Raw genomic sequence first — 25,042 nt, forward strand, 5'->3', positions numbered from 1 at the left:
TGGGGGTCCGTAAGCAATGAAGGTGGGCGCGCGATTTGGTTTCTTCGCTCTATTGTGTCTCTGTTTAACGGGATGCTGGGACGGCAACGACATTGAACAGCGGGCCAATGTGCTCGCGCTGGCCATTGATGAGGCGGAGCCCGGCCCCGAAGAAGATCAAGACGATATCACCTATGTGGAAGATGGACTGATCGAGCCTCCCCAGGAAGACATGATTAACGTGACGGCGCAAATAGCTGTACCGGGAGAAGTCCCTTTGGGACCGATAGGACAAGGTGGAGGCGGAGGGGAAGAATCCGATCCGGTTTGGGTACTTGAGGTGACCGGCCGTTCGCTGAATGACGCATTAAGCCATTTACAACAAGAGGTCGCGGAAGACTTGTTTCTCGGCCAGTTACGCATCATCATCGTCAATGAAGACGTGGCCAGAAATGGCGTTGACCGTTTCAACGAATCGTTGCGACGCAACGCGGAGGTAAGAAGGAACGCCTGGATGATCGTGTCTGCAGAAGAAGCGGGCCAGTATATGGATCTGGCGCCGGACTTACAACAAATCCCGACGTTGTACCTTGCCAATATGATCGAAAACGCGGTGGAGTTGGGGAAGTTCCCTGAGGATTACATCGGTTTGTTCTGGAGGTTGCTGTCCAGCAAAGGTCAGGAGGGTTTTTTACCATATTTTGAAATCATGGGGGACGAGCAGATTAAACTGGGCGGAATGAGTTATTTTAAGGGGGATGAGATGACAGGAACAGTCACCCCTTTTGAAATCGGCGTCTACATGGGCATCATTGGATTCGAGCAAGGCGGGTATGAATATTTTGTCAAGGTGCCCGACACTGACAGCCATATTCTCCTTGATACATTATCTCGGGATACAACCCTCGAGAGCGAAATTAAAGACGGGCAACCCCGCTTGAATTTAGCCATTCGCTTTGAACTGACCATCCAGGAAACAGAAGAAACAGACAATATGCAGCTGCAAAATGCTCGCGTCCTTGAAAAAATAGAACAGCAGGAAGAGCAAGTCAATGCCGATGCTGCCGAACAACTTATCCAGGACATGCAGGAAGAGCAAGCCGACATTTTTGGGTTCGGAGAACAGATTCGCGCCAAACATCCCGGCTACTGGAATGAGAACGTCGGAACGAACGAGCAATGGCAGGAAGTTTTTCAAGACGTTGACGTGGACGTCGACGTGATCATTAACCTTCGGCGCGTGGGCACGCAAGCGACGTAGGGAGGAATTCGACATGGTGGAAATCGGCTTTACCAATTATGCCGTCGTATTGCTGTTGGTAACGGGTATCGTCACCCTGTATGTAGATGTCAAAGCTTACGACCGGGAAAAAAGGAAAAAAGAAAAAAAGGCAGCAATCATCGTGGGATGGTTTAATGTCGCTGCCGGGGGGCTTTTATTTATTACGAGTTGGGTGCTTGATCAATTCTTCTGGTGATCTTTACGCATCGGCCTGGATCGCCTGGACGGCATCATCATCTTCATCAGCCGTCGTTCTGATTAACGTCCCGAATACAAGCAGAGCAATGAGTATTAAAAAAATAATTCCCTGGTTAAACGTGACGCCATCAAAACCTTCATGCATGGTTAAGTTCCCCTTTCTTGATTTAGGCGCTCATTTATTTTTTCCATAAGATCACTAACGGTCATATCCCCGTTTTCCTTGATGAAATGATCAATGACCTGATTATCATTGTTCAAGGAAGGGAAGTCTCCGGTCGCAACCACTTCAATCGTAGGCTCATCACGGAATACGGATACGAAATTGACTCTTAGTTTGCCGGTTACTAGCAAAGCAGCCGTGATGATCTCTATATTTCTTTCCCTTAATAAATCGAGCGTGTTATAGGGGTGATTTTCGTTATTCATAACGGCTCTCCTTTCCGCGTGTATGTACACTCCACTTTGCATAGCCTATGCAGCATCTCCCTGAAAGGTGAACGAGGCGTACACGGAGCCGTTTTTGTTGGTTATTTTACGCGTGATAAAGTCGGCGGCTAAATTTGGCGCTTTTACATGATAATCTGGCGCTTTTTTAACGAAATCTGGCGGTTTCTCATCTTAATCTGGCGCTTTTTAAGCAGAATCTGGCGCTTTAGCTCCAGGTCGCAAAAAAAAAGACGCCCGCAGGCGTCTCTGTTATTGATCCTTAAAGATCTTCGTCTTCGTCGTCTTCTTCATCGTCACCCATTGGGTCATCTTCTTCGTCTTCATCGTCGCCTAGTGGATCTTCGTCTTCTTCTTCATCGTCCATGCCGTTTTCTTCATCCATGCCATCATCATCTAGGCCGTCATCTTCTTCTTCATCGGCCGGCTCTTCTTCTTCCATGTCATCCATGCCGCCGTCATCTTCTGGATCTTCTTCACCGTTGCATGCAGCTAGCAGGCCTACGGAAAGAATACCGGAAAGTGCTCCATAAAGTAGTTTCTTATTCATGATAAATTTCCCCCAATTAGTTTCATAGTTATTGTGTTAACAGCTGACTTCCTGTTAACTGTGCTTATCATAACAACCTCGTCAGCTCTCGTCTATGGGTTGCGTTCGTTTTTGAATGTCTTTATACATTGTTTCATAATATGAATACATTCTCACAACTTGGGCGAAAGACTCATCCTTCTTGCTCCCGATCCACGAGCCCGAACATCAATTCCATTTCCGCCACAACTTCCCCGTTGACAGTGGCCGTGGCCTGCCCTTTTCCGATCGAGCCGCGTACGCGTGTGAGCGTGGTTTCAAGTCGAAGCTGGTCCCCGGGCGTGACCTGGCCTTTGAAACGGCAATGGTCAATGCCGGCAAAGACCGCCAGCTTACCCTGGTGTTTATCATCTTTTAACAATGCTACCGCCCCGGTTTGTGCGAGCGCCTCTACGATAAGTACCCCGGGCATGACCGGATACCCCGGGAAATGGCCGTTAAAGTAATCTTCATTGGCAGATACATTTTTCAGGGCGAGGCAGCGTTTTCCCGCTTCAAGTTCTTCGACCCGATCGATCAGGAGAAAAGGATGACGATGAGGAATGATCGCGCGAATTTCTTCTGTTGTCAGCATTTAATCTCAACCCCCCGAAATATATTGATAAAGTTGTTGCCACGTGTCCCAATGCAATATCTGCAGCCCCTCGCCTTCGCCGATAACCGAGTACCCGATCACCAGGCCGGAGGTCATACTTACTATAAGTAAAAAAAGAACGATGAGCAGACGCATCCACATCGGTATAAGGCGTGTTCTGTATTCTTTCTGGTTCATTGCAGAGCTCCTTATCGCAGGCTATTCACGAGGCTCATCATTTCATCATTCTGGGTGATATTGCGCGCATGCATGCTGTAACTCCGCTGCATCTCCAGCAGTTTCGTCATTTCTGCGGCCATATCCACATTCGATTGCTCCAATGCCCCTTGCATAACCTGTTCTTCACCGCCGACAGCAAATGACAGCACGCCCGCTTCATCCACATCAAGCCCATCCAAATCAGGAAGCTGCAAAAGATTATTTCCCATGGCTTCCAGCAATTGGGGGCGTGTAATATTCGCCACTTCAATGTCCCCGACTTCAAGCTCTTCGCCGTCAGCCATTACAGCGACGAGCGTCCCATCGGGCTGAAGGGTAAAATCACTCGCTTGTCCGGGGACCACCAGGGGCTCACCGGCTCCATCCGTTAAAACGTCCCCTTCCTGGGTGACAAGGTGCCACGTATCTGCACCCGGCGCACTCTCACTCAAGTAGAAGGCACCATCTCTTGTAAACGCTTGCTGCGCCGTACCATCTACGGTCGTCTGCACGGGAAAATAACTACCCGGTTCCGTAAGCGCGAAATCAAGGGCGCGCTCCGTTTCATGCATAGCCCCCTGATCATGACGCATCGCCGTTTGCGAAACACCTGCGCCATTCCCCACGCGAATCCCTTCGGGGGTTAGACGGTTGCCTTCCGGTTGGGGCACGCGCTGATGATCCGCCTGTTGAAAAAGAAAATCGGAAAAAAGATCTTCCCGCCGTTGGTAACCGTTGCGATTAACATTCGCCATATTGTTGGAGATCGTATCCATGCTTTGCTGCAACTGCCCCATGGTGACTGCCGATGATAACATATAACCCCTCCTGCTTATTTTCGACAAATTTCCCGGGAAATATTAGCTGAGACTGCCAATATCGTTCGCTGTCCGTTGTAAATTCTGGTCATAGGCTTGCAGTACGGTCTGATTGGCCTCAAATTGTCGAAACGCTCGGGTCATATCCGCCATCGTCTGGCCGACATCCACATTGGACTGTTCTAAAAATTGTTGCTGCAAATCATACGGGTAGTCGTCATTATCCACGGCGCTCACCATTTCCGCCTCCCCTTCATTTTGCAAGAGCCCTTCGCCGCTCTTGATTAATTGCTGGGGATCAGCGGCGTAAACCACCTCCAATTGCCCGACGTATTCCTCTGTGTCCATCGTAATCTCACCATTGCTCGCCAACGTAAACCATTCATTTTCCACTTCCAAAGGTTCCCCGTCGGTACCGAGGATGTAGTGTCCCTGGCTCGTAGTGAGAAACCCTTCACCATCCACCGTGAAATTCCCATTACGGGTATACTGCACATCCCCGCTATCGTCCTGGGCGGCGAAAAAGAGCATACCCGGCTCTCCGGTTTCCTCCTCCGGTTCAAGCACGCCCTGCAGGAGAGCGACATCGGTCCCCACCCCGGTTTCACGCAGATCTCCCTGCTGAATATCCGGGGCACGTTCCTGCATATAAACGCCCGTGGCGAGCTCTCCGATAGTACCGTTGTTCATTCCGGGTCCGTCGCTGTTCATGGATTGAATCAACATATTGGGAAATGTTCGTATCGCCCCATGATCAGCCTTATGTCCGGGAGTATGTACATTCGCGAGATTATCCTCCAACTTTTCCGTCTGCCGTTGTTGTGTCATCATCCCTGATGCTGCTTGATAAAACCCCCTGATCATCTCGTTTCCCCCTCATTGTCAGGCACGTACTTTGTTTGACATTTTGTCCAGATTTTCCAAAATAAGCCCGGTGCCGTTTGCCACACAATGCATGGGCTCTTCGGCAGTAGCAACCGGAACTTTTAACTCTTCAACAAATAAGTCGTCCATCCCGTGCAACTCTGCACCCCCTCCTGTGATAATGGCACCTTTATCAATAATATCGGCAGAAAGTTCAGGCGGTGTCTGTTCCAGCACAATTTTGGCCGCTTGAATGATGGTAAAGACGGATTCTTTCAGCGCTGCGTTCACTTCTTCGGAGCTGATGCTGATCGTACGCGGCAAACCGGTCACCATATCACGGCCACGAATATCGAACGATTCTTCACGCCCGCCGGGGGCCACACTGGCTATATTCATCTTAATATCTTCTGCTGTCCGCTCACCGATCAGTAATTTATACTGCCGCTTCACATAGTGGTAAATATCATTATCGAATTGGTTGCCGGCGATTTTTATCGATTTCGACGTTACGATGCCACCCATGGATAAAACAGCGATGTCCGTTGTGCCGCCGCCAATATCGATAACCATGTTGCCGCTGGGCTGAAAAATCTCCATTCCTGCGCCGATGGCGGCGACTTTCGGTTCTTCTTCCAGGTATACATTTTTCCCGCCGCTTTTCTCAACAGCCTCACGAATCGCTTTTTGTTCCACCGAGGTAATGTTGGTCGGGCAACAGATCAAAATCCGCGGTTTTGCGAATGTTGAGCGTACATTGACTTTTGCCAAAAAATGTCGCAGCATCGCTTCCGTTAAGTCAAAATCGGCAATCACGCCATCTTGCAGGGGACGCAGCGCGATGATATCCCCCGGGGTCCGACCGACCATTTGAAAAGCTTCTTCACCTACTGCCATGGCCTTTCCGGTCATGCTGTCAATGGCGACAACCGCCGGTTCGTCCAGCACAATGCCCTGACCTTTAATGTGCATGAGCACATTTGCCGTTCCCAAATCTATGCCAATATCCCTGCCAAACATACGGCACCTTCCTCTCAACGTGTGTTATTCTATATGTAACCCTTTTCTTTTCTTCATTAAAAAGACATAGTCAATGCTTTATTTTAACACATTCGTATCGAAATATGAATCTACACGTCGAATTTTCCGTTATTTTGTGAAAGGAGTTTGAGATCGATGATGACGATGCACGCTTTTAATGAAGCAAGAACTCGGCTTCAGGAGCGGACACACGTAACACCCGTGCTTTCATCGAAGACACTGAACGATGAAATCGGCACGCAAGTTTTCATTAAAGCGGAACACTTGCAAAAAACCGGTTCTTTCAAAATCAGAGGAGCCACCAACCGGGTAACACTGGCAAAAGAAGCCGGCGCCACCCATTTGCTTGCCGCTTCTTCCGGCAATCACGGTCAAGCCGTAGCCTATATCGCACGCACGCTCGGATTGCCGGCAACGATCGTCGTTCCCGAGGATGCAAACCCGGCCAAACTGGCAGCCATTCGCGATTACGGCAGTGACATTATTCCTTTTGGCACGACGTCAAAAGAACGCATTGAGCACGCAAAAGCGCTGGAAGAAAAAATGAACGCGACCATTATCCCGCCCTATGATGATGATGACATCATCGCGGGACAAGGAACGGTTGGCCTGGAGATCCTCTCCCAGGTCCGGCAGCCTTCTACTGTTGTTGTCCCGATCGGTGGCGGCGGCTTGATCGCGGGGGTAGCGACCGCTATTAAATCCATTAACCCTGCCGTAAAAGTGGTCGGCGTGGAACCGCAAGAAGCGAACGGAGCTTTTTTATCCCGGGAAGCCGGTGAGCGCGTATCGATAAAAGCTTCCACTTCTGTTGCCGACGGCCTGCGGTCATCAACGCCCGGACAGCTCACCTTCCCGCTCATCGAAACGTATGTCGATGATGTCGTCCTCGTCAGTGAGGATGACATTCGTGACGCCTTCACCTTTTACCTGTCACGGATGAAACAAGTTGTCGAACCGTCCGGCGCAGTCTCACTCGCCGCCTTGCGCGCAGGAAAAATCGAGCACCACCCTGAAGACAAAGTGGTGCTCGTGGCGAGCGGCGGGAACTTGGATTTACAGTCGGTTCAGCAGTATTTATCGCCAAATATTGGCTAGTAAATCGTAGCTGTATCTTCTTTTTTCCTGATCGTAAATGTCTGAGGACACGATCAGCTCGTTGAATTTTACTTCGGCGTGTAAATCTTCGAGTTCTTTTTTCACTTTTTCCTGCGTGCCGACGAATGTATATTTTAACGATTGGAACACCTGGGCTTTTTCGAGTTCCGTCCAATAGTCATCCATGTTATCGACCGGCCTTGTATCGATGTCAAAATTCCCGCGGATCATACCTAAAAACCGCAAGTAATTCGTCGTCGCCAGTTTTTCCGCTTCTGCCTCCGTATCGGCGAGGGCAGCATTGATCGTCATCATCGCGTACGGCTCGCTTAAGTACTTCGACGGCTGAAAACGTTCGTGATAAAGGCGCAGCGCATTATACAGCTCTCCCGGGGCAAAATGACTCGCGAACGCAAACGGCAACCCAAGCGCGGCTGCCAGCTGGGCACTGTAAGTGCTCGAGCCAAGCATATAGATCGGAACCTCGAGGCCATGACCGGGGATCGCTTTTACTGGCGCATCTTCCTTGCTGAAGTAAGTCAGCAATTCTTTCACGTTATCGGGAAAATCATTGACACTGCTCATTTGGTCACGACGTAAGGCGCGAATCGTCATCGGATCAGTACCGGGAGCCCGCCCGAGACCTAAATCAATGCGGTCCGGGTACATCGTCTCCAACGTCCCGAATTGTTCGGCGATGATAAGCGGGGCATGATTCGGAAGCATCACACCCCCTGCACCGACACGAATGTTCTCGCTATGTCCGGCCAGGTAGCCGATGAGCACAGAGGTCGCCGTGCTGGCAATCGGCTTCATATTGTGATGCTCAGCTACCCAATAGCGGTGGTAACCGAGCTTGTCCGTATGTTGAATCAGCTTTTTGCTATTTTCAAACGCATCCTTTGGCGTCTGCTCCCCATGAACAGGCGCTAAATCCAGAACGGATAAGGAAAAATCGGTACTCATTTTATACATCCTTTCACTTCCTCTTAGAGAGGATGAGCCTTTTTAAAGGAAACCATACAACATTTAAGGTGCAATGAAAAGAAAATTGCTCATGTGAAATCATTTATCGGACATTTGACTTACTATCGACATTTCTCTACCATCTTGTCCAGAAAGGATGAATGATGAGATGAAAAAATATGGGAAAAAAGGATGGATGATTTCAGGCTTAATAATGGCTTTTATAGTTGCCGGATGTGGCGAGGACGCAGAGAGCGGAGAAGAAGCTGAAGAAGATGGCTCTGCCGATTATAACGAGGCATTGGGTTATAACATCGTAGGCATTGATGCCGGCTCCGGAACGATGGCAGCTGCCGAAGACGCGATTAACGACTATGACCTTGATCATTTTGATCTACAATCCAGTTCCGATGCCGCGATGGTACAGGAACTGGATAGTGCTATCGAAAATGAGGAACCGATCGTCGTCGTAGGGTGGACCCCGCATTGGAAATTCAACACATACGATCTGAAGTTTTTGGACGATCCGCAAGAAGCCTTCGGTGATACCGAAGATATTCATACCATCGCGTATCCCGGCCTTGAAGAAGAACATCCGGAAGCCTTTGAAGTGATCGACAACTTTTATTGGGATGAAGACGACATGGGTGAAGTCATGGAGATGCTTGAAGACGGTGTAGAACCCGAAGAAGCAGGACGGACATGGGTCGATGATAACGAAGATCAAGTGTCCGAATGGACCGAAGGGGTTGAAGAAGTCGATGGCGAAACCATTGAATTGGGCACCGGTGCCTGGGAATCTGAGTTCGCAGCTACAGCAGTCGTCCAGGCCGTCCTCGAAGATATCGGATACGATGTCAATTCAACCACTATGGAAACAGCGATTTTATGGGAAGCCGTCGCCGACGGTGAAGCCCATGCGCATTTTACCGCGTGGCTACCGTACACGAACGATTCTCAATACGAGGAATTTGCGGAAGAGGATGATGTCGTCGATTTAGGACCGAACCTTGAAGATGCCCGCATCGGATTCGTCGTTCCCGAGTACATGGACATCGATTCCATTGAAGATTTGCAGGAATAAGGATGCCCTAGCGTAAAACTGCCCGTATCGAGCATTTATTAGTATTGAAAGGATGATTAGCATGAACAAAACTTGGATGAGATTTGGGTTTGTTTTCAGCGTATCGATGGTTCTTTTGGCTGCAGGTTGTGGTGAAGAGGATGAGATCGGGAACGAAGAAGAAGGCGCTGAGGAATCTTCTGATGAAAATGGTGAAGGAGAGGATGCAACCAACTACAATGAAGAAATGGATTATAATATTGTCGGCATCGACGCCGGAACAGGGGTGATGGCATCTACCGAAGATGCGATTGAGGACTATGATCTTGACTTTAATTTGCAGTCAAGCTCTGATTCTGCCATGGCCCAGGAACTGGAAACGGCTATTGAAGATGAAGAGCCCATTGTCGTCACCGCCTGGACGCCCCATTGGAAATTCAACATCCATGACATTAAGTTTTTGGATGATCCCGAAGGATCCTTCGGCGAAACTGAAGACATTCACACTATCGTACACCCCGACCTGGAAGAAGAGCACCCGGAAGCCTTTGAGATGCTCGATAACTTTTATTGGGATGAAGATGACATGGGTGAAGTCATGGGACTGCTTGCCGAAGACGTAGAACCTGAGGAAGCGGGAAGAACCTGGGTTGATGATAACGAAGACATGGTCGCTGAATGGACAGAGGGTGTCGATGAAGTGGATGGTGAGAACATTGAGTTATCTTCCGGTGCCTGGGAATCCGAACTTTCATCAACAGCCGTCGTTCAGACCATGCTTGAAGATATGGGATATAATGTCAATGTATCCACTATGGAACTATCGATTATGTGGGCAGCCGTTGCCGAAGGTGAAGCTCACGCGCATGTTGCCGGATGGTTACCACATACAGCCGCTGCCCAAAACGAGGAATATGGTGATGACGTTGTCGATTTAGGACCGAACCTTGAAAACGCTCGTATCGGACTGGCAGTGCCTGAGTACATGGACATCGATTCCATTGAAGATTTGCAGGAATAAGGTTTAGGGGGAAGGCGATAACGTTCCCCTCCTTTATTTCCCCTTCACTTTCAATGTTTCACGTGTAACGTTCTGCATAAAGAAAACTTGGCTTATCGCCAAGCCTTTAAGGCGATAAGCCTTAGTTGCACTTATGCATGATAAGAAAGTGGTTTATACTTTCTTACCTGCTAAAAATAAATACGAAGCCACAACAGCTTCGTATTTCACCTTTTTTATGTGCAACATAAAAATACACAAAAATTATGACATTACAGACACTTTTCTAGGGCTGTATAATTTTTTCCCCCTTCTTGTTATATTTTACTTTCGTGGCTTCCCCGCCGCGCAAATGCCGTATGGATTTATGGTAATCTAAAATCAGTTTAACTTCGTTCGCCAACTCAGGATTAATGTCAGGAAGCCGTTCTGTCAAATCTTTATGGACGGTACTTTTGGAAACACCGAACTCTTTGGCGATCGTCCGGACGGTTTTTCGGGTTTCTACAACGTACCTTCCAATCTTGATGGTCCGTTCTTTGATGTAGTCATGCACACCCCTCGCCTCCCAGTCTGGATGGTTTGTTACAGTTTATTATCCAAGACCGCTATATATACCAAAAAGTCAGGCAGGACAAGGGTTTGCAGAAATAATCCAGGCTGTAACCCAGATTTAACAGGCCCTTTAAGCTTACACTTCGTTGACCGCGACTATTGTCGAACCAAAAAACTCATCAACAAGTTGATGAGTCACTCCGTATTTATAATTTCTATGTATTTTTAATCACGGTGGCTTCTTCAAAAAAACGGCCAATGTGCTCCTTGCTTATTCCCATATCCCGAGCTTCTTTTATCAGCTCCACCCATTCCGGATCCACGTTCATATGGTTGACATTCGACACGTGACCTTCTCTTTTCAGATTTTCGTACATTTTTTCATGCCCCTCCTGATTTTCATTTCTTATCCACAGATGATGCTGAGGATCATCTATAAGTATTTTAAAAACCCGAAAGTGCTTAAAGACCCCTGGCCAACTAATATCCTTTTACTTTTCATAATTATTTAAATTTAGTGGCTGGATTGACTTTAGGAAAAGAAGGACCATTCCTATACATAAAAGCATTTTGCGGCGGATAACCCCCCTTCCCGGCTATATTCAATACAATGATTATAGCACTACTCACATAGTACAAAAACCTATCGAAAGTTATGATTTTTGCTCATCCGCCATTTGTTGTAATCCAAAAACTCCCGAAATTGCTCTTTACTTACCCCGGATGCCATCGCTTCTTCGACGAGCTTTTGCCATTCGGGGTCAAGGTCATGGTCATCCTGACGATCGGCCTTATTTTGCAAAAGATAATCCATGGATACGCCAAGGACACCCGATATCTTTTCCAAAAATTGAACGGAGGGGTTTTTTTGCACATCTCGTTCGATCGTACTTAAATAAGACTTAGCCACACCGGCGCGCTCGGCTAACTCTGACAAAGACAAACCTTTTTCATTGCGTAGCTGCTGAATGCGTTTACCAATCACTTTTAATCTCCCTATTCATATCAAAATTGTCATCCGTTTCCATTCATGTTACCTTATAAATATTTTATCCATCTATATGACGAACGTCAAGTTGAACCTTGTTGACGCCGGCCGCTTAAAAGTTAGCGATTATAAGAAAACGAGCGAAAATTCTATATATAGAACGATAACTGTTCCTATTAAAGAATTTTGACCCTAAATGCGACTTTCTAGTTGCAGCATCATCCGTTATACTTGAAAGGTATTCGTTATATGGAACGCCAAGGGGGTAACGCAAATGCAGATGATGAAATTAATGGTCTTTATTTTTATTCTGATATTTTCTTTTGCTCATGCAGTCGAAACGACAAGTGCGCTGCTCAACGATCATGAAAAAGCACGCATGAACTTCACAGCCGACTGGGAGAGCGAGGCAGAAGAGGATTCTGCTGACGACGAAGAGAACACAAACGAAGAAGAAAAATCAGCGGATGAACAAGACGAGAACAACGAGAACTCCCCTGACGATAAAGAACACGACGACCATGATGACAAAGAGAAAGAAGAAGAATCGGCGGATAAATCTTCTGAAGATGAAGAAAAACCTTCAGAGGAAAATAACAAGAATGAAGAAGACACTACTGATGATGAAAATGAAGATGGGGACGACCAAGAAAGCGATGAGGAGGAATTATAAGAAAACCTAATAACGCAACGGCTTACTGGTAAAGCCGTTGCTTTTTTTTATTGTTTTCATGATATTTTAGTCGTGGAGGCGTTTTGGATAAATGTTCGGACTTGCTCACAGCTCAACCCCATATGTTTAGCCTTTCCCATGAGGAGCACCCATTCCGAATCCAGCTTGGACAGGGAAGTATCTATTATCTGTTTTTTCATATCTTTTTCACCTACAAATATGTTCTTTCTTATATGGTTTCTTCAGTATTCTTTCTATACATCTTCAGCAAACTAATCCCCGCGACCAAGAGCAAAAGGCCTATTAATAGCATAAAAAGCCAATTTGAAGCTGTATCCGGCAACAACCCTCCGCTGAATGGGCTACCGTCATCCGGTTGAGATACGACCGGTTGAGAATCTTCATCGTGAATGTCTTCAGATGAAACCGGTGAAACCGGCTGAGTATCTTCATCATCAGATTTTTCAGAAGAAACCGGGGATACATCGCCATCTGTGTCCTCCCCTTGAGCAGAAAAACCAAGAGCGACGATCGTTTCCAGTCCTTGATATTCATTTCCTGCCTGCAGGGGGAATTCAATCGTAAACGTTAATTGCTCATGCTCCCCGCTCTTCAAAGATCCCATCTCGAAGTGGGTAAATTCCTGTAAGGATCCTGCAAAAATAACGGTATCTTCATATTCAACTTCTAGATTGAACACATTGTATAAGAGTTCAGACCCTGATTGTTTCGAAGCTGAAATATCGTACTCAAAATCATTTTGACCACGGTTATGAATGTCAATGCTGGAGCGAACCTGATCTCCTGGAGCCAGATTGCTGCCTTCGATAAACGCAGAGGAAGGAACGGTTGCTATATCGATTTCAGCATGCGACTCCGGTTGATTTTCCTCGGCTAAAACTTGCGCACCCCCTACCAATAAAACGATGAATAACAATATGAACAAACCGGTGAACAGCAGTATGAAAAGCTTCAAGTCACGTTTGGCCACATCACGATCCTCCTCGTTTGCCATGGCTATTAAATGCCACACACCACGGCATATCCCATGCCGTGGTGCTGGTTGTTAATAAAAATTAGGACGCATCTTCATTCCAGGAGTTTGGTCCGTCGCCTTCGTCATTGGTGTTGTTATCTGCCTGGACGGCTTCAAAATGGAAATCCGCGATGCCGTCTTCTCCTTGATATTCATTACCAGCTTCCAGCGGGAATGACCAGTGTACAGTGAATGTACGCTCTTCACCCGACTTAAGAAGTACAGCATCTTCATCAACGCCGAGTGCAATTGGATTGTCACCATCGAAAAGAACCCCGTCAGTCGCTATATCGCTGAGCTGAACCCAGGCATCCAATGAACCGTCGTTAACAATGGTAATTTCACCTGGCTCGTGAGTGGCATCACTAGGTGGCTCAGGGTCAGGGTCATCACAAGGAATTGGGAGAATCCAGCACAACTTATTCGGACCGATTTCCCCTTCCCCTGCTGCTTGAACCTCGGCATACGTATCAATTTGACCGGAAGTATGATCACCGGGTGCTAAATTGTCTAATTCGATGGCCGCGCTACCGCCACCATTCGTGATGTCCTCAATCGTTAGCGTTCCGGAAGCAAACGTATTTCCTTCATTCGCTGCGGTGTCTGTGAAGAGGGCGAACGTGCCTCCGCCTATCAAAAGTGCTGCAAGAGCCATTGTTCCCATTGCCGCCAATAGTCTTTTTTTCAATTTGCATCCTCCTTATTTTACCTAAGGCTAGGTTTAATATTTATTGAAACCCCTCTCAGCCAGAAACAGCCGACCCTCCTTTCTGCATAGGCCAAAAAGAGATTCATAATGTTTTCTCGTGACCTTCCTGCTTATCAGTCTCCACAGCTTCCGTGGCCGCGATTTCCTTGGGCTGTTCAGTGTCGCGCACAATTCTCCACACTTGAACAAACGATGATATTAACAGCAAAAAACCGGGCGCAATCAACATGAGTACAATCCCTTGATCACTTTTCGCATAATCAACGGCATAACCGAGGTACGGGATGGTGATGCCATTGTAATGTCCGACGACTTGTTCGGATTGCACGGGGTCACGATCGGGGGTACTGCTGTTATCCCCCTGGGTTACATAGCTGATTTCACCTTCATTTTGCTGAACGTCAACCACCCTGTGTGTCACATACGTATCAGGATCGTCAGGTATCGCGTACGTAATGACGTCTCCTTCGCTGTATTCACGCGATTGATCGGTTGCTTCAATGGCGATGACGGACCCGGTCTGAATATCAGGTTCCATTGATCCCGAAAGCACAGTCAAAATTTCATAGTCCAAAACTTGTGCATTTCCACCGGTCATCTGTGTTTGTACGACAAAAGCAACGATGAACACGATGAAAACGGTAAGTATGGTAGATACGCCGCTTTTCAACATTTTTAATGTTTTTTTCAATCTGTTCACGCCTTTTCCGTTCGAGATAATGAATTTGTCATCTAACTTCCGTTCTATATATAGAATTATAAAGGCGTCCACGAAAAAAATAAAATACCATACACGCCAAATATTCTTTATATAGAACCAAATTCGTTCTTTATATAGAATTTAAAACTGATATCTTACTTTTCCTTTGAATAACTGCTATTTTTGTTCTTTTTATAGAACATTACCTTATTTCAACATATTTCCCACAGCAAAAAGCGCACCTTTGTTAAAAACAAAGTGCGCTTTTTCCAGTGACCTACAGGATCCAGTCATTGCACAGGCAGTTTAAAATAAAAGCGACTGCCGACACCGACACTGCTCTCTACCCCAATGTCACCGTCATGTTGATCAATGATTTCTTTACAAATGGTTAAACCGATGCCGAACCCTTCCTCGGACGTTTTTTTGTAAAAGCGGTCGAACAAAAACGGAAGTTCTTCATCCTCAATTCCGCTCCCGGCGTCAATAATGCTGATGACAGCGTATTCTTCGTCCGTGTCTAGTTCAACGTTGATGGTCCCGTTTGCAGCAGAGTATCTCGCCGCGTTAAACAGAAGGTTGGCAAACGCTTGCTCAATCCTGTCGGGATCGATTCGGACAGAAACGTCCATATCATGCACGCGTGAATCATTGTAGTCGAGTCGTTGGCCGCTTTCATTAATTTCAGTTTCATATTTTTCATACAAGCGACGGACAAATATATGAATGTTGACCTTTTCGTATACAAAAGAAATCTGTTGGTTTTCCAATTTGCTCAAGTCATGGAGATCCCCTACGATCCGTTCCAGCAAAAGCGTTTTATCATAAACGAGTTCCATATATCGGTCATCTCTGCGCCGAAAAACGCCATCCAGCATCCCTCTTATATAGCCTCGAATCGATGAAAGCGGCGTGCTCAGTTCATGGGAAATATTCGTCATCATCCTCCTACGCAATGCTTCCTTTTCATGTATCGTCTGCGTTCGTGCTTTCACTTTTTCTTCCAGATTGACATTTAAGGAGAGTAATTCACTTGATAATTCTTCAACGCGTGTATAGGCACCGGCAAACATTTTTGCCAAATGCAGGGATTGCATAAAAATATAGAAAAACATCCCATAATTAAGCAATGTCTCCTCTGCAGCGACCCGTTGATTATAATATAGAATATCGAAAATCAAGGTGACGAACAGGACCGAAAATCCGATAATATGCAGGGAGATGCCGGATCTACGCCTTATGGCAGCTTTAATAAAGGCATAAAAGATATATGCCAGCGAAGCAATGATGGCCAATTGGAAAAAGAGCATGGTGTATGAAAAAATATGCGGAGGCGTAACGGCAACAAATAAGCCATAGCTGCTGCAGAATAGCAGGATGATCTGACGAACACGCCTTTTCATTTCTTGTGGATACAAGTTGTGGACGAAAAGGGCAAAGCTTCCCAAAGCAGCAGTATTCGCCAAATACTCAAGTTTGTACCTCAACTCCCAGTTCCAATAGGGAGCCTCCAGGGAAAAAAATTTACCCCCTTGCAAATACGTTTGCACACCGATAGCAATGCACAAAAGGCCAAAATAAAGGGGAGCTCGATCTTTTCTGCGAAAAAGGTAAAAACAGATGAAAACGCAACCGATCATAATCAAACTTCCCACGAAAAACAACGTGCCAGTCATCTGACTTTCCAGATAAGAAGTCATATCCGTCTCGGTTCCCAAATACATCGAATCCCATATTCCCCCGGCACGTTGGGTGAAATTGGAAACTTGCAAAACAACTTCAATTGAATCACTTTCGACTTGAAAAGGAAGTGCCTGGGTGTTCTCGTCGGGATGCATTTCCGAACGACTCTCACCAACGACCCCTTGCTCGTATAAACGTTCACCATTAACCCAGATCTTATGAGCGCTATAAACCCTTGGAAGATAGATGGACATGAGCTGATCCTGATCATCCTCATGCAAGTCCATCGTTACACGATAAGTTGCGTAGCCTTCATGGGGGAGACTTTCCCCGTCCATATCCGATTGATACCATGCATGGGGAACCTCCATATAATAAGGGTCCAGCCGATTTCTATCTTCACCAAAATCGGCAGGTTCCAACAATTGCTGCCAATAGAATTCCCATTCACCATCGAGATGAGTAAAACCATCTTGCTGAAATGACCATTGATCGAATGAGATATGCCCCTGCTCAGCCGCTGGTTCGGACTTTCCTTCAGTCGTCTCGGCATTGACGATAAAAAGATATAAAAAAGTCAAAATAAATATAACTTTCCCCATTCACAACAAACCTAGTTCCCGCGCTAAGTTTACGGCTTCCGTACGATTTTTCACGGCAAGTTTTTGAAAAATATTATTGTTATATCCTTTAACTGTACCCTCGGATAAAAACAACCGGTTCGCTATATCCTTGTTTGTCAACCCGCGGTTAATCAGCGCTAACGTTTCAACTTCCCGTTTTGTCAGGGATTCAACGGGTTGATGTGGTTGTTTATCGGGCTGGCTGTTTTCAAGATAGCGATGTCTGCGCAGATTGGCATTGACTCTCGCTACGAGAATGTCAGGGTCAAACGGCTTTGTTATGTAATCATCGCCCCCGACATCCAAACCGGTAACGATATCATTCATCTCACGCCTGCCGCTTAAAAATATGATTGGAATATTCGATTGCCAGCGAATGTTTCGGCATATGTGAAGACCGTCCATGTCCGGTAACACAATATCGAGCAAAATCAGATCAAGGTCGTATTTTCGAAATTTTTCTAAAGCCCTCTTCCCATTTTTTGCTATGACGATTTGATAATGTTCTTTTTCCAAATAGGCTTGTAACAATTCCAGAGTGGCTGTGTCATCTTCGACAATAAGTATGTTCCCTTTATTCATTTAAGAACACCTCACTTGAACGAACTTGATAGTACTAATGTAGCTTATTTGTTAAAAAATAGCAAATATTATGTCCAATAATGATGATTAAAGTCGGTCATTACCATGCGCCTTCCAATTGTGTTTCAGATCAAGAAAACAAGGGAATCATATATGAGCAAGAATTCCACGGAAAGAAGTGATTCATATGAGCACATCCATTCCAGAAATCACATTAAATGACGGCATCTCATTACCGGCGATCGGTTTCGGTACATACCTGCTCGATGGAAACATGGGCGTCAACGCCATTAACAGCGCGATGAATGCAGGCTATCGGCTCCTCGATTCTGCTTACAATTATGAAAATGAAGGGACAGTCGGTGAAGCGATTCGCCGCAGTTCGATCCCGAGGGAAGAAGTGCTGCTGACATCAAAATTACCTGGCCGTTACCATCAATACGACAAGGCTGTGACAGCCATTCAGGAGTCCTTGTATCGCGCGAACCTCGATTATTATGACCTTTATCTGATTCATTGGCCCAATCCGCTCCAGGATATTTACGTGGAAGCGTGGCAAGCTCTGATCGACGCCAAAAAATGGGGATTGATCCGCTCGATCGGCGTATGTAACTTCTTGCCTGAACACCTCGAGCGCCTGGAAAAAGAAACGGGTGTGATGCCGAGCATCAACCAAATTGAATTACATCCTTTTTTCAACCAGGAAGAGCAAAGACAATGGCATGATAAGCATAATATTAAAACCCAATCATGGAGCCCCTTAGTACGGGCGGAGGGGCTGCTGCAAAACGAACCGATCAAGGAGATCGCTGACGCTCATAACAAGTCGGTATCACAAGTGATTCTGCGTTGGCACTATCAACTGGGTGCCATCCCGATCCCTAAATCTGTTACCCCGGAAAGACAACGGGAAAATATAGCGATTTTTGATTTTGCTTTAAATGACCGGGAAATGGGCATGATCACCGAATTAACCCGGCCGGATGGCAGAAGAAAAGATCAAGATCCCGCGGTTTATGAGGAGTTTTAGGCGAGCCCGGCTTGGACGGATTTACCGCTCGGGTGAGGTGAAAAATCAGGTGGCGCCATAAATAGCGGTGATCGGCGATTGGATGGCTTCACCTCGAGCACACGCTAAAGCTGTGTGATTTTCCTGTGTACAAGCCAAGCCACGTACGCTTATGGCATGTCTACATAGTCGCGATGACCGTTTTCAATGTGTGTAAATCCTCACCGATCTCCTGACGAATCGACGGATTGTAAAAGACAGCCGCGGGGTGGTATAAGCCAAAAACCGTATATGTTTCTTCACTCCATTGATAGGCATCTTGTTCCCGCTTTTGCACAGGCGAAAACTCGGGCTTTCCATGCATGGTAGATAGCGTAGCTTTATTTCCGAGCAGGCGTTTAAACGCGACGCCGCCGAGACAAACAATGATCCTTGGTCGGATAGCGGTTATTTGGTAATCAAGGAGCGGTGCGTGGGCGAAAATTTCTTTTGCCGTCGGCTTGCGGTTGATTTTTTTCAGCACCGGTTCACCTTTGGGACGACGCTCTCCCCATTTGTAAGGGCGGCTGCGCACGACGCTCGTTATATACACGTCTGTGCGCGTAATTGCCAGCGCCTCCAGATACGAATCCAATATTTTTCCGGAACGGCCACTGAAAGGTTCGCCGGTCTCGGCTTCTTTTTCACCCGGGGCTTCACCGATGAACATAATATCAGCATCTTCATTACCGGCCCCGGTTAGGAAACCTTCCAATTGGTGAGCGCTGAGGGCTGACTGGCATTGCTCTATGATTTCCGCGGGAAACTCCATCGGCCATTTATCCTTCTTTCTGTTTATCTTGATTATACAATGATAACATATGTGCTAGAATAAGAGAGAAACTAATGCAAAGGAGAGGATTCAGTGTTCTTAAAACCTCGCGATGTACCTCTGGAGTTACAGATGTTAAGGTATTTAAATGTGAGAATGCGTTTACCCCCAAAAGATAAACAGCACTATCACAATCTCGAAAAGGGTTATGAAGGCGAAGTAATCTTCGATTCTCGATTAGTCGATTTAACCTCGGAGTGCCTGATTTTACCCGACCTGTTGCTTGAACAGAACAGAAACATTTTTCAAATTGACACGTCGATCATTTTCCAGGAGAACATTCACCTTTTTGAAATCAAAAATTTCGAAGGTGACTTTGACATCCAGGCTGATGAATGGTCCACGATATCAGGAGAAATCATTAAAAACCCCCTTCATCAACTGAAAAGAAACGAATCCCTGCTGAAACAATTGCTTTATAAAAACCTCAAGATACCCTTCCCGGTTCAACCTCACCTTGTGTTTGTCAATCCTCATTTTACTTTATACAATGCTTCCCCAGAGATGCCCATCATTTTTCCCTCCCAAATTGACCGTTTCATAAAAAAATTAAACGGTCATTTTTCCAAAGTCACCCAAAAAAACCACCAGCTTGGTAAACAATTAGCAACACGTCATCGTACTGATTCCCCATTTACCCGCATGCCTCCATACAACTACGCACAATTGCAAAAAGGGATTGTCTGCGCACATTGTGCATCATGGATGATCGCAGGAGACAGAAAAATGAGATGTAACAGATGTGGCCGTATCGAAGATAATGAAACGGCAATCATGCGTCATGTAGCAGAGTTTAAAACCCTGTTTCCGGAGCATAAAATAACGACAAATACGATTCGAGATTGGTGCGGGAACACCGTTTCAGCAAAAAAAGTCCAAAGAGTACTGGCAAAAAATTTCACTCGCATCAATCATGGAAAAATCTCATCTTATATTGACTGAAATTGAGTTAGGGATCCATTAATTGTTTTTGACGACCTAACTGCTTACGCACTATTGGGTTAGGGCTTCATCTGGCTTCGTTGTCGACCTAACTACTTATGCGTTTTTTAGTTAAGTCTTCATTCACCTCGATTGACGCCCTAACTACTTATGCGTTGCTAAATTAAGGCTCCATCACCCAACGTTTGTAACCTAAACGTTTCGGCGGCTAAGCGAGGGCTTGATCATCCGTGTTGAGAACCGATACACTTTCGCTATATTCAGTCATTATCCGTCGTTGATGACCTAACCGCTTACGCACTATTGGGTTAGGGCTTCATCAGCTCCGGTTGACGACCTAACTGCTTACGCACTATCGAGTTAAGGCTTCATCTGGCGTCGTTGACGACCTAACTACTTCTGCGTTTCTTAGTTAAGTCTTCATTCACCTCGATTGACGACCTAACTACTTACGCACTATCGAGTTAGGGCTTCATTTGCCACGGTTGACGACCTAATCGCTTCCGCGAGGCTAAGTTAAGGCTCCATCACTTGCCACAGCCCCCCTCAACAAAAAAAGCCCTCATAAGAGGGCGTGCCAAGCGTTGCACTTCTATTAATCTTCGTCGTTGTCAGTGTTTTCTTCCTCGTCTTCGTCGCCTTCATCTTCTTCTGGTTCGTCAGAAGGATCCTCTTCAGCAGGGGCTTCTTCAGCGCCATCTTCATCGCGCTCTCCCTCGGATGGGTCCGTTTCTGCGTCCAGGCCTTCTTCCTCATCGAAAGTCATTTCCGAAACGGTTTGGTGCAACATATCTTCCGGATTGAAAGCGACTCCGTCCTGACGGACTTCAAAGTGAACATGGACTCCGGCATCCCGGTTGTACGTATTTTCACCGGCGGTACCGATCACGTCCCCTTTGGCTACAACGTCACCTTCTTCGACTTCCAAATCTTCCAGACTATGATAGGCGGTTACGAGTTCATCTTCATGGTTGATCTCAACAACATTTCCCAGGAGGGAATCCTGCTCGGCTTTTACGACTTCGCCACTAAGTGCGGCAGCGGCTTCAAAAGATTCACCTTCCGGATGGGCCAAGTCAATGCCCTTGTTTTGATAGTAAATCTGGTTGTAGTAAACGAGTGCAGCTTCTTGTTCTTCGGCGGAAGCATCATGATCATAGAAATAACCGACAACATCAACGACGTCCTCATCCTGTACGGGTAGTTGCATCTCTTCAGCTTCGGCGCCTACGGGTAGAGCTTCCTCATCTTCAGGATCCACATCGACACCAAAGCCTTCGTCTTGTTCGCTTTCCTCCGCGATATCTGTCTCTCCACTTTGGAAGGCGAAGAAAGAACTAAGCAACACACCACATACTGTCAAATAAACCGCAGGCCAGAACCAAGGTTTTTTCGACCATTGTTTTATTTGACCCCCCGGATTCTCTTTTTCCCGGGATTCAGAGGCTTTTTTCTCCTCATCTTTCATCTTATCACCACCTCAACCACCAGTCTGATCAATTTGATAGAAAGATATACTTCGATTTGAAATTTTTTTCAGAATTGGTGTGAAAGGCGTGAAAAACCACCTCCTGAATCGAGGTGGCGATTTATGAATCCTGTTCTTCCTCTTCCTGATGATAGACGAAAGCTTCCATATGTTGATGGTCCGCACTTATATCTACATCTTGATAATAATGGTTGATGATGTCGCGATAATCTCTGCCCTCTTTAGCCATGCCATCGGCACCGTATTGACTCATGCCGACGCCGTGGCCCCAGCCTCTCGTATTGATGACGATCTCATTACCTTCCCGCTGCCATTCGAAATCGCTGGAATCCAGATCAAGAGCCTCGCGAATCTCTCTGCCATGAAACGATTCCTCTCCAATGGTCACACTTTCTACGCGCTCGCCTTCGGTTGTTTCTTTATTCGTCGTAAAATCCGCATCCTCGGGAATCGTGACCCCCAATTGCTGTTCCACTTCCGCAACGGAATAGCGCGCGGTATTTTCATAGCGGGGAGAATCTTCATCCCAGGGACTTTCAACGCTCTGGAGGTAAGGCAGCGAAGTTTCCCAATAGTCTTCGGCATTTTCCGTGTAGCCATTACTCGTCGAGAAAAAGGAAGCTGTAATCGGGGAATCATCATAGGTGACGATTTCACCGGCCGTCGCTTCTACAGCCGCGTTAATTTTGTCTCTTTCTTCTGCGCCCCCTTCCCATTCCTCAGCGCTTTGGTAGACTTGATGATCTGTCGTGTCCGAAACGATGGCATCTCCGGGCACGTCATCGCTGTTGTGCTCCATTTGCTGCACGATGAAAGTTCGGGCCACCAGCGCCTGGGCTTTCAGAGCTTCCATTTCAAAGTCCGAAGGCATCTCTGCAGATACGACACCGGCAACGTACGCTTCCAGTTCTACTTCCTCCACTGTATCTTGCGCATCACGATAAACCGGAACGACCACTTCACTATCGGGCTCGCCGCTCTCTTCTTCCTCGGATGTGTCCGGTTCAGATACAGGCTCAGTCGCCGAACCGGTCCCTTCTTCTGTCCCGGAAAAAAGAAGCACGAGTAATGACGGTAAAACAATGAGTATACTCGTAAAGAGCACGATCGCCACCGCCGCCCTTTTCAAGGTTGGTGCCTTTCCCTGTACTTTCGTCATCCGCAAAATCTATCACAACCTTTGCTTCCGTCGTCTATTCTATATATATGGACGGAACCCTCCAACTAGAACTAAAGAAAACTTGGCTTTTCACCAAGTCTGGCAAAGCCTGAGTTGCACTTACACATATCCGGTCTGCATAACTTTCTTATGCGTAGCAATGCTCGCGATCACGTAACCAATCAGCGACAAAACGACCGGGATGACCACAGAGTGCATACCGAACGGTCCCATCTGACCCAAAGGTTCTCCCGCAAAAATATAGATGACGATGTATGAACCAACGCCGAGTATGATCGAAGCCAATGCACCATGGCGATTGCCTTTTGACCAATACAGTCCCAGGACGAGCGGCCATACAAAAGCGGCCTCCAACCCGCCAAAAGCAAATAAATTCAGCGTAATCAAAAGTTCCGGAGGACTAAGGGCAAAAAGTACAACCGATACTCCTAAAATAGCCGTCACGCCAACACTCACTTTTCTGATTTTTTTCACCGACGCTTTCGGGTTAATATAGTTGTGATAGACGTCCTTGACGACCGCTGAACTCACCATTAAAAGGAGCGCGTCAACCGTAGACATAATCGCCGCCAACGGAGCCGCCAGTACAATGCCTGCCAACCACGCGGGCAGAACGGTCATCGCGAGCGTGGGCATGACGTTATCAGCGACCTCGAGACCCGGTATGATCGGTCTTGCCAGCGTTCCCGCCAAATGCATGCCAAACATCATAAAAGCCGTAACGAAAGTGCCGATGATAAGCGCCCGGTGCATGGAACGGGAATCTTTGTAAGACATGGCGCGCACAGCCACTTGCGGCAACCCGACGACGCCAACGCCGACAAGTATCCAAAATGAAGACACATATACAGCGGTGAGGTCTCCTTCCGCTCCAAACGGCGTGATGAGCATTTCATTTTCAGCGGCCAGATCGCTCATAATATTCCCCATGCCGCCTCCGGCGATAATCGTAGCCACCAGCAAGACAAGGGTCCCGACAAACATAATGATGCCCTGCATGGCATCGGTAACCGCGATCGCCCTGAACCCGCCGATGATGACATAAATAAGGACGGCAACGGCAAAAATAAACAGTGCCGACGTATACGACAGACCGGTGACAACGCCAATCAGTCGGGCACCCCCCACCCATTGCGCCGCCATCGCCGAAAATAAAAAAATGATAATGCTCATCGCGCTCAAAACGACGACAAGCGTGCTGTTGTATCTATGTCTTAAATAGTCGACCAATGTCACTGCGTTATATTTACGCGCCATGATCGCGAATTTTTTTCCCAGGATCATGAGCACAAAATAACCGGTGGCCACTTGTGACATGGAAAGAAGCACCCAGCCGAGTCCTTCCTGGTAAGCTGCACCTGGTCCGCCGATAAAACTGCTCGCACTTCCATATGTAGCGATCATCGTCATCGCCAGAATCAAGCCGCCAAGCTCACGGCTCCCGAGAAAATATTCCTGCAGGAAATTGCTTCGTTGATATACATACCTTGATGCCCAAAAACCGATCATGAAAACGACAGCCATAAAAACGAGCAGCGGAATAATCACTTCCCAGTTCAAGACGATTCATCCCCCTTCTCATTCAGGGGCACTTCCTTGAAAAAAAACTTGACCATAAACACGACGAGAATAATCATGATCACGGAACCGATTAAGCAGCTATAAAAAAACCAGGCCGGCATGCCGAAGATAAAATCGTAATCTGCAACCGGTTGCGACCCTAAACCATAAGCAAAAGCATACCACCATATAAAGTTGAACAGCGCAAGGCCCACGCCAATGAGCGCTTCACGATTCGCGATTTTAAAACGCGGGTCATTCATCACACAATCTCCCCCTCTCTATATGATCATCTTAGCGGATT

The 25,042-nt window shown here is 46.8% G+C and carries 31 protein-coding genes; 8 read left to right on the plus strand and 23 right to left on the minus strand.

Annotated elements, in window-relative coordinates; translation table 11 throughout:
• Positions 1–16 precede the first annotated feature (16 nt).
• Together BLS58_RS03500 and BLS58_RS03505 are read left to right on the plus strand one after the other, a co-directional pair.
• Positions 17–1,240, plus strand: coding sequence for a Ger(x)C family spore germination protein (locus tag BLS58_RS03500; protein WP_090396171.1), 1,224 nt, complete (start codon positions 17–19; stop codon positions 1,238–1,240).
• Positions 1,241–1,253: 13 nt separating this feature from the next.
• A complete protein-coding gene (locus BLS58_RS03505; protein WP_090396172.1) occupies positions 1,254–1,457 on the plus strand; it encodes a CLC_0170 family protein in 204 nt (67 codons plus the stop codon).
• A gap of 3 nt (positions 1,458–1,460) precedes the next feature.
• Here BLS58_RS03505 and BLS58_RS17420 read toward each other — a convergent pair whose 3' ends face one another.
• The 8 genes from BLS58_RS17420 to mreB form a co-directional block, all read right to left on the minus strand.
• On the minus strand, positions 1,461–1,604 hold the full coding sequence (locus BLS58_RS17420; RefSeq protein ID WP_176764584.1) for a hypothetical protein: 144 nt from the start codon (positions 1,602–1,604) through the stop codon (positions 1,461–1,463).
• Between the two features lie 2 nt (positions 1,605–1,606).
• Complete coding sequence (locus BLS58_RS03510) at positions 1,607–1,888, minus strand: hypothetical protein (protein WP_090396173.1); 282 nt, start codon at positions 1,886–1,888, stop codon at positions 1,607–1,609.
• Positions 1,889–2,168: 280 nt separating this feature from the next.
• Positions 2,169–2,456, minus strand: a complete 288-nt coding sequence (locus BLS58_RS17175) for a DNA primase (protein ID WP_143018858.1) — start codon at positions 2,454–2,456, stop codon at positions 2,169–2,171.
• Between the two features lie 172 nt (positions 2,457–2,628).
• A complete protein-coding gene (fabZ, locus tag BLS58_RS03515) occupies positions 2,629–3,069 on the minus strand; it encodes a 3-hydroxyacyl-ACP dehydratase FabZ (protein WP_090396174.1) in 441 nt (146 codons plus the stop codon).
• Positions 3,070–3,075: 6 nt separating this feature from the next.
• Positions 3,076–3,267: a DNA-directed RNA polymerase subunit beta gene (locus tag BLS58_RS03520; protein ID WP_090396175.1), complete on the minus strand. Its 192-nt coding sequence runs from the start codon at positions 3,265–3,267 to the stop codon at positions 3,076–3,078.
• Positions 3,268–3,278: 11 nt separating this feature from the next.
• Positions 3,279–4,106, minus strand: a complete 828-nt coding sequence (locus tag BLS58_RS03525) for a flagellar hook-basal body protein (RefSeq protein WP_090396176.1) — start codon at positions 4,104–4,106, stop codon at positions 3,279–3,281.
• Positions 4,107–4,148: 42 nt separating this feature from the next.
• Positions 4,149–4,970: a flagellar hook-basal body protein gene (locus BLS58_RS03530; RefSeq protein WP_090396177.1), complete on the minus strand. Its 822-nt coding sequence runs from the start codon at positions 4,968–4,970 to the stop codon at positions 4,149–4,151.
• 18 nt (positions 4,971–4,988) lie between these two features.
• On the minus strand, positions 4,989–5,990 hold the full coding sequence (mreB, locus tag BLS58_RS03535) for a rod shape-determining protein MreB (RefSeq protein ID WP_090396178.1): 1,002 nt from the start codon (positions 5,988–5,990) through the stop codon (positions 4,989–4,991).
• A gap of 156 nt (positions 5,991–6,146) precedes the next feature.
• On the opposite strand from mreB, the gene BLS58_RS03540 reads away from it, so the two are divergent.
• On the plus strand, positions 6,147–7,109 hold the full coding sequence (locus BLS58_RS03540) for a threonine ammonia-lyase (RefSeq protein WP_090396179.1): 963 nt from the start codon (positions 6,147–6,149) through the stop codon (positions 7,107–7,109).
• On the opposite strand, the gene BLS58_RS03545 is transcribed toward BLS58_RS03540, so the two are convergent.
• The gene (locus BLS58_RS03545; protein ID WP_090396180.1) at positions 7,089–8,084 is read right to left on the minus strand and encodes an LLM class flavin-dependent oxidoreductase; all 996 of its coding nucleotides are present in this window, start codon (positions 8,082–8,084) and stop codon (positions 7,089–7,091) included. The two genes, BLS58_RS03540 and BLS58_RS03545, sit on opposite strands and share 21 nt — an antisense overlap.
• 160 nt (positions 8,085–8,244) lie before the next feature.
• Here BLS58_RS03545 and BLS58_RS03550 point away from each other — a divergent pair, with 160 nt between their 5' ends.
• Together BLS58_RS03550 and BLS58_RS03555 are read left to right on the plus strand one after the other, a co-directional pair.
• Entirely contained in the window at positions 8,245–9,159 is a 915-nt protein-coding gene (locus tag BLS58_RS03550) for a glycine betaine ABC transporter substrate-binding protein (protein ID WP_090396181.1), read from the plus strand.
• Between the two features lie 61 nt (positions 9,160–9,220).
• The gene (locus BLS58_RS03555) at positions 9,221–10,159 is read left to right on the plus strand and encodes a glycine betaine ABC transporter substrate-binding protein (RefSeq protein WP_090396182.1); all 939 of its coding nucleotides are present in this window, start codon (positions 9,221–9,223) and stop codon (positions 10,157–10,159) included.
• Between the two features lie 265 nt (positions 10,160–10,424).
• Here BLS58_RS03555 and spoIIID read toward each other — a convergent pair whose 3' ends face one another.
• From spoIIID to BLS58_RS03570, 3 genes are all read right to left on the minus strand, one after another.
• On the minus strand, positions 10,425–10,694 hold the full coding sequence (spoIIID, locus tag BLS58_RS03560) for a sporulation transcriptional regulator SpoIIID (protein ID WP_090396183.1): 270 nt from the start codon (positions 10,692–10,694) through the stop codon (positions 10,425–10,427).
• 214 nt (positions 10,695–10,908) lie between these two features.
• Positions 10,909–11,070 (minus strand): anti-repressor SinI family protein, encoded by a 162-nt coding sequence (locus BLS58_RS03565; RefSeq protein WP_090396184.1) that lies wholly within the window; start codon positions 11,068–11,070, stop codon positions 10,909–10,911.
• A 266-nt stretch (positions 11,071–11,336) separates the two neighbouring features.
• The gene (locus BLS58_RS03570; RefSeq protein WP_090396185.1) at positions 11,337–11,678 is read right to left on the minus strand and encodes a helix-turn-helix domain-containing protein; all 342 of its coding nucleotides are present in this window, start codon (positions 11,676–11,678) and stop codon (positions 11,337–11,339) included.
• 277 nt (positions 11,679–11,955) lie between these two features.
• Between BLS58_RS03570 and BLS58_RS03575 the strand changes: the two genes are divergently transcribed.
• The gene (locus BLS58_RS03575; protein ID WP_090396186.1) at positions 11,956–12,354 is read left to right on the plus strand and encodes a hypothetical protein; all 399 of its coding nucleotides are present in this window, start codon (positions 11,956–11,958) and stop codon (positions 12,352–12,354) included.
• Between the two features lie 56 nt (positions 12,355–12,410).
• On the opposite strand, the gene BLS58_RS18140 is transcribed toward BLS58_RS03575, so the two are convergent.
• The 6 genes from BLS58_RS18140 to BLS58_RS03605 form a co-directional block, all read right to left on the minus strand.
• Entirely contained in the window at positions 12,411–12,554 is a 144-nt protein-coding gene (locus tag BLS58_RS18140; protein WP_090396187.1) for an anti-repressor SinI family protein, read from the minus strand.
• 29 nt (positions 12,555–12,583) lie between these two features.
• A complete protein-coding gene (locus BLS58_RS03585) occupies positions 12,584–13,345 on the minus strand; it encodes an LPXTG cell wall anchor domain-containing protein (RefSeq protein ID WP_090396188.1) in 762 nt (253 codons plus the stop codon).
• An 85-nt stretch (positions 13,346–13,430) separates the two neighbouring features.
• Positions 13,431–14,078: a TasA family protein gene (locus BLS58_RS03590; RefSeq protein ID WP_143018860.1), complete on the minus strand. Its 648-nt coding sequence runs from the start codon at positions 14,076–14,078 to the stop codon at positions 13,431–13,433.
• 103 nt (positions 14,079–14,181) lie between these two features.
• Positions 14,182–14,790, minus strand: coding sequence for a signal peptidase I SipW (gene sipW, locus BLS58_RS03595; protein WP_090396189.1), 609 nt, complete (start codon positions 14,788–14,790; stop codon positions 14,182–14,184).
• Positions 14,791–15,089: 299 nt separating this feature from the next.
• A complete protein-coding gene (locus BLS58_RS03600; protein WP_090396190.1) occupies positions 15,090–17,084 on the minus strand; it encodes a sensor histidine kinase in 1,995 nt (664 codons plus the stop codon).
• Positions 17,085–17,687, minus strand: a complete 603-nt coding sequence (locus tag BLS58_RS03605; protein WP_090396191.1) for a response regulator transcription factor — start codon at positions 17,685–17,687, stop codon at positions 17,085–17,087. It abuts the gene before it with no gap.
• Positions 17,688–17,874: 187 nt separating this feature from the next.
• Between BLS58_RS03605 and BLS58_RS03610 the strand changes: the two genes are divergently transcribed.
• Complete coding sequence (locus BLS58_RS03610) at positions 17,875–18,717, plus strand: aldo/keto reductase (RefSeq protein WP_090396192.1); 843 nt, start codon at positions 17,875–17,877, stop codon at positions 18,715–18,717.
• A gap of 160 nt (positions 18,718–18,877) precedes the next feature.
• Here the strand turns inward: BLS58_RS03610 and BLS58_RS03615 are convergent, their stop codons facing one another.
• Positions 18,878–19,507 carry a uracil-DNA glycosylase gene (locus tag BLS58_RS03615; protein WP_090396193.1) on the minus strand — a complete coding sequence of 210 codons (630 nt, stop codon included), beginning with the start codon at positions 19,505–19,507 and terminating at the stop codon, positions 18,878–18,880.
• Between the two features lie 93 nt (positions 19,508–19,600).
• Between BLS58_RS03615 and BLS58_RS03620 the strand changes: the two genes are divergently transcribed.
• Complete coding sequence (locus BLS58_RS03620) at positions 19,601–20,509, plus strand: nuclease-related domain-containing protein (protein WP_090396194.1); 909 nt, start codon at positions 19,601–19,603, stop codon at positions 20,507–20,509.
• Positions 20,510–21,104: 595 nt separating this feature from the next.
• Here BLS58_RS03620 and spoIIQ read toward each other — a convergent pair.
• From spoIIQ to BLS58_RS03640, 4 genes are all read right to left on the minus strand, one after another.
• Complete coding sequence (spoIIQ, locus tag BLS58_RS03625) at positions 21,105–21,977, minus strand: stage II sporulation protein SpoIIQ (RefSeq protein ID WP_090396195.1); 873 nt, start codon at positions 21,975–21,977, stop codon at positions 21,105–21,107.
• Between the two features lie 121 nt (positions 21,978–22,098).
• On the minus strand, positions 22,099–23,157 hold the full coding sequence (spoIID, locus tag BLS58_RS03630) for a stage II sporulation protein D (RefSeq protein WP_090396402.1): 1,059 nt from the start codon (positions 23,155–23,157) through the stop codon (positions 22,099–22,101).
• A gap of 120 nt (positions 23,158–23,277) precedes the next feature.
• Positions 23,278–24,738 (minus strand): sodium/pantothenate symporter, encoded by a 1,461-nt coding sequence (panF, locus tag BLS58_RS03635; protein WP_090396196.1) that lies wholly within the window; start codon positions 24,736–24,738, stop codon positions 23,278–23,280.
• A complete protein-coding gene (locus BLS58_RS03640) occupies positions 24,735–25,001 on the minus strand; it encodes a YhdT family protein (RefSeq protein WP_090396197.1) in 267 nt (88 codons plus the stop codon). The genes panF and BLS58_RS03640 overlap by 4 nt, the downstream gene beginning before the upstream one ends.
• Between the last annotated feature and the right edge of the window lie 41 nt (positions 25,002–25,042).

Source organism: Natribacillus halophilus (assembly GCF_900100185.1).
Taxonomy (GTDB): domain Bacteria; phylum Bacillota; class Bacilli; order Bacillales; family Marinococcaceae; genus Natribacillus; species Natribacillus halophilus.

Excerpts from the sequence above, each read along its gene's own strand:
- mreB (WP_090396178.1), bottom strand. The coding sequence starts at position 5,990 with ATGTTTGGCAGGGATATTGGCATAGATTTGGGAACGGCAAATGTGCTC.
- BLS58_RS17175 (WP_143018858.1), bottom strand. The coding sequence starts at position 2,456 with ATGAATAAGAAACTACTTTATGGAGCACTTTCCGGTATTCTTTCCGTA.
- BLS58_RS03615 (WP_090396193.1), bottom strand. The coding sequence starts at position 19,507 with ATGGAGTTTCCCGCGGAAATCATAGAGCAATGCCAGTCAGCCCTCAGC.
- BLS58_RS03505 (WP_090396172.1), top strand. The coding sequence starts at position 1,254 with ATGGTGGAAATCGGCTTTACCAATTATGCCGTCGTATTGCTGTTGGTA.
- BLS58_RS18140 (WP_090396187.1), bottom strand. The coding sequence starts at position 12,554 with ATGAAAAAACAGATAATAGATACTTCCCTGTCCAAGCTGGATTCGGAA.
- spoIID (WP_090396402.1), bottom strand. The coding sequence starts at position 23,157 with ATGACGAAAGTACAGGGAAAGGCACCAACCTTGAAAAGGGCGGCGGTG.
- BLS58_RS03510 (WP_090396173.1), bottom strand. The coding sequence starts at position 1,888 with ATGAATAACGAAAATCACCCCTATAACACGCTCGATTTATTAAGGGAA.
- BLS58_RS03550 (WP_090396181.1), top strand. The coding sequence starts at position 8,245 with ATGAAAAAATATGGGAAAAAAGGATGGATGATTTCAGGCTTAATAATG.
- BLS58_RS03525 (WP_090396176.1), bottom strand. The coding sequence starts at position 4,106 with ATGTTATCATCGGCAGTCACCATGGGGCAGTTGCAGCAAAGCATGGAT.
- BLS58_RS17420 (WP_176764584.1), bottom strand. The coding sequence starts at position 1,604 with ATGCATGAAGGTTTTGATGGCGTCACGTTTAACCAGGGAATTATTTTT.
- BLS58_RS03555 (WP_090396182.1), top strand. The coding sequence starts at position 9,221 with ATGAACAAAACTTGGATGAGATTTGGGTTTGTTTTCAGCGTATCGATG.
- BLS58_RS03640 (WP_090396197.1), bottom strand. The coding sequence starts at position 25,001 with ATGAATGACCCGCGTTTTAAAATCGCGAATCGTGAAGCGCTCATTGGC.
- BLS58_RS03565 (WP_090396184.1), bottom strand. The coding sequence starts at position 11,070 with ATGTACGAAAATCTGAAAAGAGAAGGTCACGTGTCGAATGTCAACCAT.
- BLS58_RS03605 (WP_090396191.1), bottom strand. The coding sequence starts at position 17,687 with ATGAATAAAGGGAACATACTTATTGTCGAAGATGACACAGCCACTCTG.
- BLS58_RS03575 (WP_090396186.1), top strand. The coding sequence starts at position 11,956 with ATGCAGATGATGAAATTAATGGTCTTTATTTTTATTCTGATATTTTCT.
- fabZ (WP_090396174.1), bottom strand. The coding sequence starts at position 3,069 with ATGCTGACAACAGAAGAAATTCGCGCGATCATTCCTCATCGTCATCCT.
- BLS58_RS03545 (WP_090396180.1), bottom strand. The coding sequence starts at position 8,084 with ATGTATAAAATGAGTACCGATTTTTCCTTATCCGTTCTGGATTTAGCG.
- BLS58_RS03600 (WP_090396190.1), bottom strand. The coding sequence starts at position 17,084 with ATGGGGAAAGTTATATTTATTTTGACTTTTTTATATCTTTTTATCGTC.
- BLS58_RS03520 (WP_090396175.1), bottom strand. The coding sequence starts at position 3,267 with ATGAACCAGAAAGAATACAGAACACGCCTTATACCGATGTGGATGCGT.
- BLS58_RS03540 (WP_090396179.1), top strand. The coding sequence starts at position 6,147 with ATGATGACGATGCACGCTTTTAATGAAGCAAGAACTCGGCTTCAGGAG.
- BLS58_RS03500 (WP_090396171.1), top strand. The coding sequence starts at position 17 with ATGAAGGTGGGCGCGCGATTTGGTTTCTTCGCTCTATTGTGTCTCTGT.
- BLS58_RS03530 (WP_090396177.1), bottom strand. The coding sequence starts at position 4,970 with ATGATCAGGGGGTTTTATCAAGCAGCATCAGGGATGATGACACAACAA.
- BLS58_RS03610 (WP_090396192.1), top strand. The coding sequence starts at position 17,875 with ATGAGCACATCCATTCCAGAAATCACATTAAATGACGGCATCTCATTA.
- spoIIQ (WP_090396195.1), bottom strand. The coding sequence starts at position 21,977 with ATGAAAGATGAGGAGAAAAAAGCCTCTGAATCCCGGGAAAAAGAGAAT.